The 14,042-nt window shown below is 63.3% G+C and carries 8 protein-coding genes; all 8 read right to left on the bottom strand.

What is annotated here, in order from left to right; all coding sequences use genetic code 11:
* Positions 1-22: 22 nt before the first annotated feature.
* On the bottom strand, positions 23-1,510 hold the full coding sequence (locus tag ACSSU5_RS22180; RefSeq protein ID WP_264313597.1) for an efflux transporter outer membrane subunit: 1,488 nt from the start codon (positions 1,508-1,510) through the stop codon (positions 23-25).
* A complete protein-coding gene (locus tag ACSSU5_RS22175; protein ID WP_264313598.1) occupies positions 1,507-4,614 on the bottom strand; it encodes an efflux RND transporter permease subunit in 3,108 nt (1,035 codons plus the stop codon). Before ACSSU5_RS22175 ends, ACSSU5_RS22180 begins: the two co-directional genes overlap by 4 nt.
* On the bottom strand, positions 4,611-7,709 hold the full coding sequence (locus tag ACSSU5_RS22170; protein WP_264313599.1) for an MdtB/MuxB family multidrug efflux RND transporter permease subunit: 3,099 nt from the start codon (positions 7,707-7,709) through the stop codon (positions 4,611-4,613). Before ACSSU5_RS22170 ends, ACSSU5_RS22175 begins: the two co-directional genes overlap by 4 nt.
* Entirely contained in the window at positions 7,706-8,977 is a 1,272-nt protein-coding gene (locus ACSSU5_RS22165; protein WP_264313600.1) for an MdtA/MuxA family multidrug efflux RND transporter periplasmic adaptor subunit, read from the bottom strand. Before ACSSU5_RS22165 ends, ACSSU5_RS22170 begins: the two co-directional genes overlap by 4 nt.
* A 339-nt stretch (positions 8,978-9,316) precedes the next feature.
* A complete protein-coding gene (gene tpx / locus ACSSU5_RS22160) occupies positions 9,317-9,817 on the bottom strand; it encodes a thiol peroxidase (protein WP_264313601.1) in 501 nt (166 codons plus the stop codon).
* Positions 9,818-9,985: 168 nt separating this feature from the next.
* Entirely contained in the window at positions 9,986-11,266 is a 1,281-nt protein-coding gene (locus tag ACSSU5_RS22155) for a serine/threonine transporter (RefSeq protein ID WP_264313602.1), read from the bottom strand.
* A 280-nt stretch (positions 11,267-11,546) separates the two neighbouring features.
* The gene (locus ACSSU5_RS22150) at positions 11,547-12,743 is read right to left on the bottom strand and encodes an amino acid aminotransferase (RefSeq protein ID WP_492559822.1); all 1,197 of its coding nucleotides are present in this window, start codon (positions 12,741-12,743) and stop codon (positions 11,547-11,549) included.
* A 138-nt stretch (positions 12,744-12,881) separates the two neighbouring features.
* The gene (locus ACSSU5_RS22145; protein ID WP_492559821.1) at positions 12,882-13,907 is read right to left on the bottom strand and encodes an Ldh family oxidoreductase; all 1,026 of its coding nucleotides are present in this window, start codon (positions 13,905-13,907) and stop codon (positions 12,882-12,884) included.
* Positions 13,908-14,042 lie beyond the last annotated feature (135 nt).

The raw sequence follows: 14,042 nt of genomic DNA, 5'->3' as shown, positions 1-14,042 counted from the left end.
CGCACAGCGGCCCCCTAGGCCATCACTCCTGTTCGGCAAACGCCTGCTCGGCATCCCAACCACCGCCCAGCGCAGCGATCAGTTGCACACTGGCCACCAAACGCCCCTGCAACAGGTTCAGCACGCTGCGCTCGTTACTCAGCGCGGTGGTCTGCACGTTCACCACATCCAGGTAACCGATCAACCCCGCGCGGTATTGGTTTTCTGTCAGTCGCAGCGACTCACGCGCCGCGTCCAGCGCCTCCTGGCGCACCACCGCTTCATCGCCATAAACCTTCAACTGCACCAGGAAGTTTTCCACCTCCTTGAAGCCATCGAGCACCGTCTGGCGGTACTGCGCCACGGTCTGGTCATAGACGGCCACGGTACGGTCCACCTCGGCGCTGCGCTTGCCCGCATCGAACAAGGTCATGGCCAGCGAAGGCCCTACCGACCAGTAACGGTTCGGCAGTTCGATCCAGTTGCTGAAGCTGCTGCTGGAATAGCCCCCACTCAGGCTCAGGCTCAGGTCGGGGAAGTAGGCCGCGCGCGATACGCCGATATTGGCGTTGGCAGCCATCACGTTGCGCTCGGCCGAAGCGATGTCCGGGCGGCGTTCGAGCAGTTGCGAGGGCAGCGTCAGTGGAATTTGCGGCAGTGCTGGAATGGTCTTGCTGTCGGCAAGGGCAAAGTCCGCCGGGGCCTTGCCGAGCAACACGGCAATGGCATTCTCGAACTGCGCGCGCTGCCAGATCAGGTCAATCAGGTCCGCCTGGGTGCTTTTAAGCTGGGTCCGCGCCTGGGCCACCGCATCCGGGCCGGAAACACCGGCCCGGTACTGGTTTTCGGTCATGCGCAGCGAGCGTTCGTAGGTGGCCACGGTCGCCTCCAGCAGGCGCTTCTGCTCATCGATCACACGCAGTTGCAGGTAGTTCTGCACCAGCTCCGACTGCTGGCTCAGGCGGATCGAGGCAAGGTCGGCAAAACTGGCTTGTGCACTGGCTTCGTTGGCGTTCATGGTTTCACGCAACTTGCCCCACAGGTCGATCTCCCAACTGACGCCGAGCTGGGTGTTGTAGGTGTTGCGAATGCCGCTGCTGTTGTTCGACAGGCTGGAGCTTGAGCTGCCGGTGCCCTGCGCCGAGCGGTTCTTGCTGGCGCTCAGGTCCAGGCTTGGAAACAGCGCGGCGCGGCTGCTGCGCACCAGCGCCTGGGCCTGGCGGTACTGGGCTTCAGACTGCGCAACAGTCTGGTTGCTGCGGTTAAGCTCTTCGACCAGCGCATTGAGCCCGGCATCGCCATAGACTTCCCACCAGGCGCCTCGGGCGATGGCGTCCGACGGTTTGGCCTGGGTCCAGCCCTCGGCCTGCTTGTACTGCGCCGGGGTACTCAGCTCGGGGCGATGGTAGTCCGGGCTCAGGCTACAGGCGCTGAGCAGCGCCACGCACAGACTGGCGCCGAGCAGACGCGAGCCACGCCCCAGGGTCAATGACTGCAGGGCACGGTGAAGGGGTGTCTGGGCAAAGTTCATAGCGGGGTTTCCAGAGCGGCGTCGGTGCGCACGCCGCGCCAACGGTTGAAACGGTGACGCAAGCGGTCGAGGTACAGGTAGACCACCGGCGTCGTATAAAGGGTGAGGATCTGGCTGAAGACCAGGCCGCCAATGATGGTCAAGCCCAAGGGCTGGCGCATTTCCGCGCCCTCGGCGCGGCTCACCAGCAGCGGCAAGGCGCCGAGGATGGCCGCCAGGGTGGTCATCAGGATCGGCCGCAGGCGCAGCAGGCAGGCGCGGCGGATCGACTCCTCCGGCGAAAGGCCCTGGTGGCGCTCCAGCTGCAGCGCCAGGTCGATCATCAGGATCGCGTTCTTCTTCACCACGCCAATCAGCAGGAACAGGCCTAGCAGCGAGATCAGGCTGAACTCGCCACCGGTGACGTAAAGCGCCAGCAAGGCACCGACGCCAGCCGAGGGCAGTGTCGAAAGAATGGTCAGCGGGTGAATGTAGCTTTCATAAAGAATGCCCAACACCAGGTACACCAGCACCAGTGCGCCGAGAATCATCAAGGGCTGGCCTTCCTGGGTCTTGGCGAAGGCGTCGGCGGTGCCGCCAAGCCGGGCGATGACTTCCTCGGGCAGGCCAAGCTTGGCCACCGCCCGCTCCACCGCGGCCATGGCCTGGTCGGGGCTGTAGCCTTCGGCAACGTCGAAAGCAATGTCTTCGGAGGCGAACTGGCCCTCGTGGCTGACCCGGTCATTGGCCAGGCTGTTCTCGTAATGGGCGATGGTCGACAACGGCACCCGGGCGCCATCCGCGGTGATCACCTGCACCTGTTCCAGGGTACTGGGGTCCCAGGCGTATTTCGGGTTGATCTCCAGCACCACCTGGTATTGGTTGAGGCTGTCGTAGATGGTCGATATCTGCCGCTGGCTGTAGGCGTTGTTGAGCACCGTGGTGACCATGTCCATGTCGATGCCCAGGCGCTTGGCCTGATCACGGTCGACCACCAGGGTCACCTGCGGGGTCCCAGCGCCGTCACGGGCGTCGATGGCGGTCAGTTCGGGCAATGCGCGCACCGCCGCGACCACTTTCGGGAACCACTCGCGAAGGGCCGCCAGGTCGCCGCTCTGCAAGGTATAGAGGTACTGCGACGACGTCTGATCACGCCCGCCGCCCCCCAGTTGCAGGTCTTGGTCGGCCATCAGGAACAGCCGCCCGCCGGGCACCTTGGGCATCTCTTTGCGCATGCGCTCGATCACCTTCTGGGCATCCATCTTGCGCTCGCTGATCGGCTTCAGGCGCACAATCACCATCGCATTGTTGGTGCCACTGTTGCCACCGATGAAGCCAGCAACACTCTGTACCGCAGGGTCGGCCAGCAAGGCGCGGCGATAGGTTTCCATCTTCGGCTGCATCACGCTGAACGACAGGCCATCATCGCCACGGATAAAGCCCAGCAACTGGCCGGTGTCCTGCTGCGGCATCAGCGTCTTGGGCACCACCACATACAACGCGATGTTGATACCGATGGTAGCCAGCAGGCTCAGCAAGGTCAGGCGTTTGTGGCGTAGCACCCAGCCGAGGCTACGGTCATAGCCGTTGACCATGCGCTGATGAACCTTGTCGCTCCAGCGCTGCAGGCGGTTCTGTTCGGCCTGGTGCGGTTTCAGCCAACGGGCACAGAGCATCGGCGTGAGGGTCAGCGAGACCACCAGCGAGACGATGATTGCAGCCGCCAGGGTGATGGAAAACTCCTGGAACAGGCTACGTACGATGCCCCCCATGAACAGGATGGAGACGAACACCGCCACCAACGAAACGTTCATCGACAACAGCGTGAAGCCCACCTCCTTGGCACCAAGGAACGCCGCACGCATCGGCGGCTGGCCGTCCTCGATGTGCCGGGAGATGTTCTCCAGCACCACGATGGCGTCGTCCACCACCAGGCCCGTGGCCAGGATCAGCGCCATCAGCGACAGGTTGTTAAGGGAGAAACCGCACAAATACATGACCGCGAACGTGCCCACCAGCGATACCGGCACTGCCAGGCTCGGGATCAACGAGGCACGCAGGCTACCGAGGAACAGGTAGACCACCAGAATCACCAGCCCTACCGCGATCAGCAGCGTGTGCTCGGCCTCCTTGAGGGTGGCCTTGATCACCAGCGAGCGGTCCATGGCCACGTTCAATTGCACGCTGGCAGGCAACAACGACTGCAACGCCGGCAACTGCGATTTGATCTGGTCGACCGTCTCGATGATGTTGGCGCCGGTCTGGCGGTTGACCACCAGCAACACCGCGCTCTGGTCGTTGAAGAAGCCACTGTTGTAGCGGTTCTCGACGCTGTCGGTGATGGTCGCGACGTCAGACAGGCGCAGGATGGTGCCGTTCTGCTGGCGGATCACCACCGGCTCGTAGTCTTTTGCCGATTCCAGCTGGTCGTTGGCCCTCACCTCCCAGTTACGCTCGGCATCCTCGACAAACCCCATGGGCCGGCGTTGGTTGGCGTTGGACACGGCGGTACGCACCTCGTCCAAGGACAGGCCATACTGGTTGAGCAACTGCGGCTCCACCGAGATACGTACCGCCGGCAGCGAACTGCCGCCGATCTGCACCTCCCCTACCCCGGACACCTGAGCCAGGCTCTGGGACAGGATGGTGTCGGCCAAATCGTACAGCTGGCCCTTCTGCAGCACATCCGAGGTCAGCGACAGCACCATGATCGGTGCCTGCGACGGGTTGATCTTCTTGTACGTCGGCATGCTGCGCATGCCGCTGGGCAGCAGGTTACGGGTGGCGTTGATCGCCGCCTGCACCTCACGCGCCGCACCGTCAATGTCACGCCCCATCTCAAAGCCGATGATCACCCGTGTAGAGCCCTGGTTGGAGCTGCTGGTCAGCGTGGTGACCCCCGCGATGCTGCCCAGCTTGCGTTCCAAAGGCGTGGCCACCGTGGCCGCCATCACCTCAGGGCTGGCGCCAGACAGGTTGGCCTGTACGACGATGACCGGGAAGTCCATCTGCGGCAGCGGCGCAACCGGCAACAGGCCGAAGCTGACCCCGCCAAGCAGCATGATCGCCAGGCTCAGCAGCATCGTCGCCACCGGGCGACGAATAAACGGTCCGGACAGGTTCATGCCTCGGCCTGCTTGGCGTCAGTGGCCGGGCGCCAGCGGCGTGCCAGGCGGTCGAAGTACAAGTAGATGACCGGCGTGGTGAACAGCGTCAGCACCTGGCTGACCAGTAGCCCGCCCACCATCACCAGGCCCAGCGGCTGGCGCAGCTCGGCGCCGGAACCGGTAGCGAGCATCAATGGCACGGCGCCGAACAGCGCGGCCAACGTCGTCATCAAAATCGGCCGGAAACGCAGCAATGCGGCCTGGTAGATGGCGTCCTGCGGGCTCATGCCCTGATTGCGCTCGGCCTCCAAGGCGAAGTCGATCATCATGATCGCGTTCTTCTTGACGATGCCGATCAGCAGAATGATGCCGATGATGGCGATCATCCCCAGGTCGTTGCCACTGATAAGCAACGCCAGCAACGCACCGACCGCCGCCGAGGGCAGGGTCGAGAGAATGGTCACCGGGTGGATGTAGCTCTCGTAGAGCACGCCGAGCACGATGTACATGGTCACCACGGCGGCGAGAATCAGCAGCAAGGTGCTCGACAGCGAGGCCTGGAAGGCTTCTGCCGCGCCCTGGAAGCGGGTTTGCACGCCAATCGGCATGCCGATTTCCTGCTGCACCTGCTCGATCACCTGGACCGCCTCGCCCAGCGATGCGCCATGGGCCAGGTTGAACGACATCATCACCGCCGGGAACTGGCCGATGTGCGAGATCGCCAACTGCGTCTGGCGCTGCTCGATACGCGCCAGCGCCGACAGCCGCACCTGGCCACCATCGGTGGCCTTGACGTGGATCGACTCCAAGGCCTGCGGGCCGATGCTGGAGGCGGCTTGTGACTGCAGGACCACGCGGTACTGGCTGGCCTGGGTGTAAATGGTCGAGATCTGCCGCTGGCCGAAGGCGTCGTACAAGGCGTTGGTGATCTGCGAAACCGTGATGCCCAGGCGGCTGGCCATGTCTCGGTCAATCACCAGGTACACCTGCAGGCCCTTGTCCTGCAGGTCGCTGGCCACATCGGCAAGCTCCGCGCGCTGCTGCAGCGCCTGCACCAGCTTGCCGCTCCACTGCGCCAGCAGGTCGGCGTCAGGCGACGACAGGCTGAACTGGTACTGGGTGCGGCTGACCCGGTCCTCGATACTCAGGTCCTGGACCGGCTGCATGAACAGGCGGATGCCCACCAGCTTGTCGAGCTGCGGCTGCAGGCGGCTGATGACCTCGCCGGCCGTCACATCCCGCTCGCCGTGCGGCTTGAGGTTGATCAGCAGGCGCCCGCTGTTGAGCGTGGCGTTGTCGCCATCCACGCCGATGTAGGACGACAGGCTCTGCACCGCCGGGTCTTGCAGAATCACTTTACTCAGGGACTGCTGGCGTTCGCTCATGGCGGCGAACGAGGTGGACTGGGGAGCCTCGGAAATACCCTGGATGACGCCGGTGTCCTGCACCGGGAAGAAGCCCTTGGGCACGGCCATGTACAGGACCACGGTCAGCGCGAGGCTTGCTACCGCCACCAGCAGGGTCAGCGGCTGGTGCTTGAGCACCCACTGCAGGCCACGGCCGTAGTGCGCGATGAGCCAGTCGATCCAGGCGCCACTGGCTCGGTAGAAACGGCTCTGCTCTTCTTCCTTTGGCTCACGCTTGAGCAGCCGTGCGCACATCATGGGCGTGAGGGTCAGCGACACGACCAGGGAAATCAGGATCGCCACCGCCAGCGTGATGGCGAACTCCCGGAACAGGCGGCCGACCACATCAGCCATGAACAGCAGTGGGATCAGTACCGCGATCAGCGAGAAGGTCAGCGAAATGAGGGTGAAGCCGATCTGCCGGGCGCCCTTGAGCGCGGCCTGCATGGGCGTTTCGCCTTCTTCGATGTGCCGCGAGATGTTCTCCAGCATGACGATGGCGTCGTCCACCACAAAACCGGTGGCAATGGTCAAGGCCATCAGGGTCAGGTTGTTGACCGAGAAACCGGCCAGGTACATCACGCCAAAGGTACCGATCAACGACAGCGGTACGGCAATCGACGGGATGAGCGTGGCGCTGAAGCGGCGCAGGAACACGAAGGTGACCATGACCACCAGAACGATGGCGATCAGCAGCTCGTGCTGCACGTCCTTGACCGCCGCACGGATGGTCTGGGTACGGTCGGTCAGCACCGACACGTCAAGGCCGGCCGGCAGGTTGTCGGTGATCGAGGGCAGCAGCTCCTTGATCCGGTCGACCACTTCGATGACGTTGGCACCGGGCTGGCGCTGAATATTCAGCAACACGGCCTGGTTTTCGTTGGCCCAGGCGGCAAGGCGCTCGTTTTCGGCGCCATCGACGATCTCGGCCACATCTTTCAGGCGCAGCGGTGCACCGTTGTTGTAAGCGAGGATCAGGTTGGCGTATTCCGCGGGGGAACGCAGTTGGTCATTGGCATCGAGCATCGACACCCGGGTCGGGCCATCGAAGTTGCCCTTGGGCTGGTTGACGTTGGACGCACCAATCAGCGTGCGCACGTCATCGAGGTTGAGGCCATTGGCCGCCAAGGCATCGACGTTGACCTTGATGCGTACCGCCTGGCGCTGGCCGCCGGCGATGCTGACCATGCCCACGCCACTGATCTGGGCGAGTTTTTGTGCCACACGGGTGTCGACCAGGTCGTTGAGCTTGGGCAGCGGCATGGTCTTGGAGGAGATGGCCAGGGTCAGCACCGGCGTGTCGGCCGGGTTGACCTTGTTGTAGACCGGTGGCGCCGGCAAGTCGCTGGGCAGCAGGTTGCTGGCCGCGTTGATCGCCGCCTGCACCTGTTGCTCGGCAACATCCATGTTCATGTCGAGGCTGAAGCGCAAGGTCAGCACCGACGCACCGCCGGAGCTGGTCGAGGCCATCTGGGTCAGCCCCGGCATCTGCCCGAACTGGCGTTCCAGCGGGGCGGTGACCGCACTGGTCATGACTTGCGGGCTGGCACCGGGGTACAAGGTCATGACCCGGATGGTCGGGTAATCGACCTGAGGCAGGGCCGACACCGGCAGCAGCTTATAGGCAATCAGGCCGGCCAGTACGATGGCCAGCATGCTCAGCGTGGTAGCGACCGGGCGCAGGATAAACAGGCGCGAGAGGTTCATGCGCCCGCCTTGCCTGCTTCACCGGCTTGGGCGGAGCCCTTGGCGTCCTGGCCCTGCAGGTGCTGGCCCGGGGTGGTTGGCACCTGCGAGCTGTCTTCGACCACGTCCACCTTGGTACCTTCGCGCAGACGGTCGGTGCCTTCCAGCACCAGGCGTTCGCCGGCGGCCAGGCCTTCGAGGATCACGCTGTTCTCGCCATCGCTGGCGCCAACCTTGAGCTTGCGCACATTGACGGTGTTCTGGGCGTTGATCACATAGGCAAACGTGCCGTCGTTGCCAAACTGGATGGCCGCTGCGGGGGCCATTACCACCTGTTTGAGGGTATCGGCCAGCAGGCGCACATTGACGAACTGGTTGGGGAACAGGGCCAGGTCCTTGTTCTCGAAACGGCCCTTGAACTTGAGGGTGCCGGTGGTGGTGTCGATCTGGTTGTCGATACTGCCCAGTACCCCGCTGGACTGCAGCTTGCTGTCGCTGCGATCCCAGGCCTCGACCGGCAGGCTGGCGCCGCTGCGGTAACGTTCCAGCACCGTGCTCAGTTCGGTTTCCGGCAGAGTGAACGCCACGTTGATCGGCTCAGTCTGGGTGATGACCACCAGCGCGGTGGTGTCGTTGGCGGCCACCAGGTTGCCCAGGTCGAGCTGACGCAGGCCAAGCCGGCCATTGATCGGCGCACGGATCTGGGTGAAATCGAGGTTCAGGCGCGCATCGTTGACCTGCGCCTGGTTGGTCTTGACCAAGCCCTGGAACTGCGCGACCTGGGCTTCGGCGGTGTCGAGGGTCTGTTTGGCGATGCTGTCTTCGGCGTACAGGCCTCTATAGCGCGCCACGTCTACCTGGGCGTTCTTCAGCTGTGCCTGGTTCTGCGCCAGGGTCCCTTCGGCTTGCTGCAGGGCAATGCGGTAGCTGCGCGGGTCGATCTCGGCGAGCAGGTCGCCGGCCTTGACCTGCTGGCCTTCCTTGAAGTGGATCTTGACCAGCTCACCGGCCACCCGGCTGCGCACATTGACGGTGTTGGTTGCGGTGACCGTGCCCAGGGCTTTGTAATACAGCGGGAAATCGCCAACCCGTACCGGCTCGACACGCACCGGCACCGGGTCGCTGGAGGCGCCGAACCCTGGGCGCCCGCCCTTGCCCATGCGCCCGTTGCTGGCCTCTTTGTGAGCAGGCGATGCGGGCCACAGCCACCAGGCCAGCAAGGCCACCAGCAGCAGGATCAGCAGGCCGACGAGCCAGCGACGAGGGGAACGGGAATTGGACGCTTGCATGGGTTGAACGAACCTTGTTCGGAATAACGACGTGGGAAGGGTTGAACGATAAGCACTGGCATCGTTTTAGCAAAGGCCCTTTACCAGAGGTTTACCTTTGGCTGACGTTGCCAAAATGCTGAACTTTAAACGAAAACGGCCCGGAAATCGTTCCGGGCCGTTACAGGGTGTTGCTTGGAGCGGTTGAGGGCAGAAGAGTTCCTTGACCAGTGCCGACCCTTTCGCGGGGCCCGCCCCCACAGGTTTCGCCACAATGCTTCAGGCGGGTAGTGAACCTGTGGGAGCGGGCTTGCCCCACGAAAGGGTCGGCACAGGTGAACTCACCTGCCCGACCAGCCGTTACTTCAGAACAGCCAGCGCTGCCTCGTAGTTCGGCTCTTCAGCGATCTCACCGACCAGCTCGCTGTGCAGTACCTTGTCATTTTCGTCCAGCACCACCACTGCACGGGCTGCCAGGCCAGCCAGCGGGCCGTCGGCGATGGCAACACCGTAGTTCTCGAGGAACTCGGCACCACGCAGGGTCGACAGGTTCTTCACGTTCTCCAGGCCTTCGGCACCGCAGAAGCGCGCCTGGGCGAACGGCAGGTCGGCGGAAATGCACAGCACCACGGTGTTGGCCACATCGTTGGCCTGGGCATTGAACTTGCGCACCGAGGTGGCGCAGGTTGGGGTGTCGACGCTCGGGAAGATGTTCAGCACCTTGCGCTTGCCGGCGTAGTCCTGCAGCGACTTGTCGGCCAGGCCTTCACCCACCAGCGAGAAGGCTGGGGCCTGAGCACCGGCCTGCGGCAGGTTGCCCTTGACCTGAACCGGGTTGCCTTTGAGAGTCACTTGAGCCATGGACGAATTCCTTATGCGGGGTTTGAAAAGGACACTGAGTTAAGCATGAAGGCGGCCGGGTGCCTATGGGTGAAGCTAAAATTGTTCTATTGCCAGACAATTTTTGTGGACAAAAAAATGCCCAGATCGCAACACGCGACCTGGGCATTGCTTGTTACCGGGCTTTGATTAGCTCAGCAAGCCGTAAACCACCGACGTCAGCGCAACCACGCCAACCGCGACCACGAACACGTTGGACATCGCCCCGCTGTACTTGCGCATCGAAGGTACGCGGCGAATGGCATACATCGGCATCAGGAACAGCAGCACGGCGATGATCGGGCCGCCCAGCGATTCGATCATGCCCAGAATGCTCGGGTTGAGGGTGGCGACGATCCAGCAGACCACCAGCATCAGTGCAGCGACCACCCGGTCCAGAGCCTTGGCACCCGGACGCGCGCCAGTCTTGGCAATGATGCCTTTCAAGCCTTCGCTGGCACCAATGTAGTGGCCCAGGAACGACTTGGCGATGGCGATGAAGGCAATCAGCGGCGCAGCAAACTCGATGGTCGGGTTGCTGAAGTGGTTGGCCAGGTACGACAGGATCGACAGGTTCTGCGCCTTGGCTTCAGCCAGCTGAGCGCTGCTGAGGGTCAGCACGCAGCTGAAGACGAAGAACAGCACCATAGCCACCATCAGCAGGTGGGCGCGGGCGAGGATCTGGCCGCTGCGCTCATCAGCATGCTCGCCGTAACGGCGCTTCTGGTCGACGGCGAACGCCGAGATGATCGGCGAGTGGTTGAACGAGAACACCATCACCGGAATCGCCAGCCACACGGTGTGCAGGAAGGCCGAGCCCGACGGCAGTTGCGTGGCGCTGTCAAGAATACCGCCAGTCCAGTGCGGCACCAGGTACAGGCCCAGCAGCGCCAGGGCAACGATGAACGGGTAGACCAGCAGGCTCATGACCTTGACCGTGGCCTGTTCACCGCACCGCACGATGGCCAGCAGGCCCAGGATCAGCACGAACGACAGGAGCGCCCGTGGTGGCGGCGTCATGTGCAGCTGGTGCTCCATGAAGCTGGTGACGGTGTTGGTCAGCGCCACGCTATAGATAAGCAGGATCGGAAAAATGGCGAAGAAGTACAGCACGGTGATCAGTGCACCGGCGGTGATGCCGAAATGCTCCTCGACCACTTCGGTGATGTCCCCGCCCTTGCGCCCGGAGAGGACGAAACGGGTCAGGCCGCGGTGGGCGAAGTAGGTCATCGGGAAGGCCAGCACGGCCAGGATGATCAGCGGCCAGAAGCCACCGAGGCCAGCATTGATGGGCAGGAATAAAGTACCTGCGCCGATGGCGGTGCCGAACAGGCCCAGCATCCAGGTGGTGTCTTGACGTGCCCAGCTGCCCAAGGCTGCCGGGGTCGATTCTTCATAGCGCCGTTCGACGCTTGGGGCCTGCTCATTCATTCCGGGTGTAGCTCCACTCGCAAGACTGCAACAGGGCTGGGAATGGCGAAACAGACGCTTCGCGCTCCCCAACCAAAAAGAGGGGCGCGATTGTGCACTGAAATTGGGCGGTTGCGAAGCCCCGTCCGAGGGACGGTTGCACTTGTCATGACAACTTGGTGAAACCAAGGGGCCGCGTCACCCCCATTCGCGGGCCAAGCCCGCCCCCACAGGCCCTGTGCTGCGCCTGTGGGAGCGGGCTTGCCCCGCGAATGGGGCGCGAAGCGGCCCCCTTGTCACATCACTTCTGAACGGCGGCGAACGCCTCGGCAACCTGTTGCAGGTTGGCCGGACGCAGGCCGGACATGCACACCCGACCACTGTCGATCAGGTACACACCGAACTCGTCGCGCAGGCGACGCACCTGCTCGACGCTGAAACCGGTGTAGCTGAACATGCCGCGCTGACGCAGGAAGAACTGGAAGTCCTGACCAGGTAGCAGCACGGCCAAGGCATCGACCAACGCCTGACGCATGTCCAGGATACGTTTACGCATCACTTCGACTTCTGCCGCCCACTGGGCATTGAGCGCCGCATCGCCCAGCACGCCAGCGACCAGCTGGGCACCGAAGTTGGGTGGGCTGGAGTAGTTGCGGCGTACGGTAGCCTTGAGCTGGCCGAGCACGCTCTGCGCGGTGGCGTCATCGTCGCAGACCACCGACAGGCCCCCTACCCGCTCGCCGTACAGCGAGAAGATTTTCGAGAACGAGTTGCTGACCAGGCACGGTACGCCGGCACGGGCCATTTCGCGGATGGCGTAGGCATCTTCCACCAAGCCCTCACCAAAGCCCTGGTAGGCGATGTCGAGGAACGGGATCAGCTGACGCGACTTGACCACTTCCACCACCTGCTGCCACTGGTTCTGGTCCAGGTCGGCGCCGGTCGGGTTGTGGCAGCACGGGTGCAGCAGCACGACGCTGTTGGCCGGCAGGGTCTGCAGGGTTGCCAACATGCCATCGAAGTCGACGCCACGGCTGACCGGGTCGAAGTACGGGTAGGTGTTCACCTTGAACCCGGCACCTTCGAAGATGGCACGGTGGTTGTCCCAGGTCGGGTTGCTGACCCAGACTTCAGACTGCGGGAAATAACGCTTGAGGAAGTCGGCACCGACTTTCAGTGCGCCAGAACCCCCTACGGTCTGCACGGTGGCCACGCGCCCGCCGGTCACGGCCGGGTGATCGGCACCGAACAGCAGCGCCTGGATGGCCTGGCGGTAGCTGGCCAGGCCTTCCATCGGCAGGTACAGCGACGCTTCGTGAGCAACGCCTGCGATGCGTTTCTCGACGGCATCCACCGCCGCCAGTTGTGGCACCACGCCGGCTTCATCGTAGTACAGACCGATACTCAAGTTGACCTTGTCGGCACGGGGATCGGCCTTGAAGGTTTCCATCAGCGAGAGAATCGGGTCGCCGGCATAGGCATCGACATGTTTGAACACAGCGTGCAGCTCCTTGGATCAGGACAGTTCGGAATGGCTGCCCTGAGGATACCCGGAGTCGCGGTGGAGGAACATCACCTATTGTGCAGGTTGTCTATGCAAGCGTGCACAGCTGCCGATCTGCAGCAGCGGGCGGGTTCAGCCCAGCAGTGCTTTCAGGCCCTGCAACTCCTGCTCGGTCAGTGCCACGCCCTCCTCCTCGGCCACCTCACGCTCGCGGTAACGCCGCTCCCCTGGCATCCGCGTCAAGCCCACTGCCTGCATTTGCTCTACCAGCTCGCGGCTGCGCTGGGCAAACCGCTCGCCTTCGGCCTTGCTCGGGTCGATTACGATGATCAATTGCCCCGTCCAGGGGGTCTTGGCCCCAGGATGCCCGGACCAATCGAACTCCCAAGAGAAATGCCCACCCGTCAGGGCCGCCGCTAGCAGCTCCACCATCATCGACAACGCCGAGCCCTTGTGCCCGCCAAACGGCAGCAAGGCGCCGCCTTCCAGGATCGCCTTGGGGTCGGTGGTGGGCTGGCCTGCGGTATCCACGCCCATACCCTCAGGTAACTGTTGGCCGGCCCGTGCGGCGATCTGCACGTCACCATGGGCCATGGCGCTGGTAGCCATGTCGAAGACGATCGGGTCGTGTTCGGCGCAGGGCGCTGCAAAGGCAATGGGGTTGGTGCCGAACAAGGGTTTGCGTGCACCGTGCGGCACCACGCAGGTCATGCTGTTGACCACGCTCAGGGCCACCAGGCCCTCTTCGGCGAACGGCTCTACATCCGGCCACAGTGCCGCGAAGTGGTGCGAGTTGTGAATCGCCAGCACAGCAATGCCAGCGTTGCGTGCCTTGGCCACCAACAGCTCACGGGCCGCTGCCAGCGCCGGCTGAGCAAAACCGCCCGCTGCATCGACGCCTACATAGCCAGCCGCCACATCGCTGACCTTCGGCCTGGCTTGGCCATCGACCCAGCCACTGGCCAGGGTCGAGACATAGCCCGGCATACGGAACACGCCATGGCTGTGAGCGCCATCGCGCTGGGCACTGGCACAGTTGTGGGCCAGTACCTGGGCCACGGTTGCACTGCAGCCATGACGCTGGAAGATCGCCTGCAACAGGTTCTGCAGCTCGGTAAAAGGCACGCGCACGACGGTGCCGGTGGAAGGTGCGGACATCTGAAGCTCCTTGTTGGAATTGGAATGGCTACAGCGTTGCAACGACAAAAACTTTCCTGCATGTGACAGCTATCTGTCAAATATTGACTTGATGACAGAAAACATTCATTTTCTATCGCAAGCCTCACCCCCGGA

Source organism: Pseudomonas sp. E1MeOHC2 (genome assembly GCF_058745025.1).
This window is presented reverse-complemented; position numbering and strand designations above follow the sequence as displayed.

Coding starts and splice junctions, on each gene's coding strand:
- ACSSU5_RS22180 (WP_264313597.1), bottom strand. CDS start 1,510: ATGAACTTTGCCCAGACACCCCTTCACCGTGCCCTGCAGTCATTGACC.
- ACSSU5_RS22145 (WP_492559821.1), bottom strand. CDS start 13,907: ATGTCCGCACCTTCCACCGGCACCGTCGTGCGCGTGCCTTTTACCGAG.
- ACSSU5_RS22170 (WP_264313599.1), bottom strand. CDS start 7,709: ATGAACCTCTCGCGCCTGTTTATCCTGCGCCCGGTCGCTACCACGCTG.
- ACSSU5_RS22155 (WP_264313602.1), bottom strand. CDS start 11,266: ATGAATGAGCAGGCCCCAAGCGTCGAACGGCGCTATGAAGAATCGACC.
- ACSSU5_RS22165 (WP_264313600.1), bottom strand. CDS start 8,977: ATGCAAGCGTCCAATTCCCGTTCCCCTCGTCGCTGGCTCGTCGGCCTG.
- tpx (WP_264313601.1), bottom strand. CDS start 9,817: ATGGCTCAAGTGACTCTCAAAGGCAACCCGGTTCAGGTCAAGGGCAAC.
- ACSSU5_RS22175 (WP_264313598.1), bottom strand. CDS start 4,614: ATGAACCTGTCCGGACCGTTTATTCGTCGCCCGGTGGCGACGATGCTG.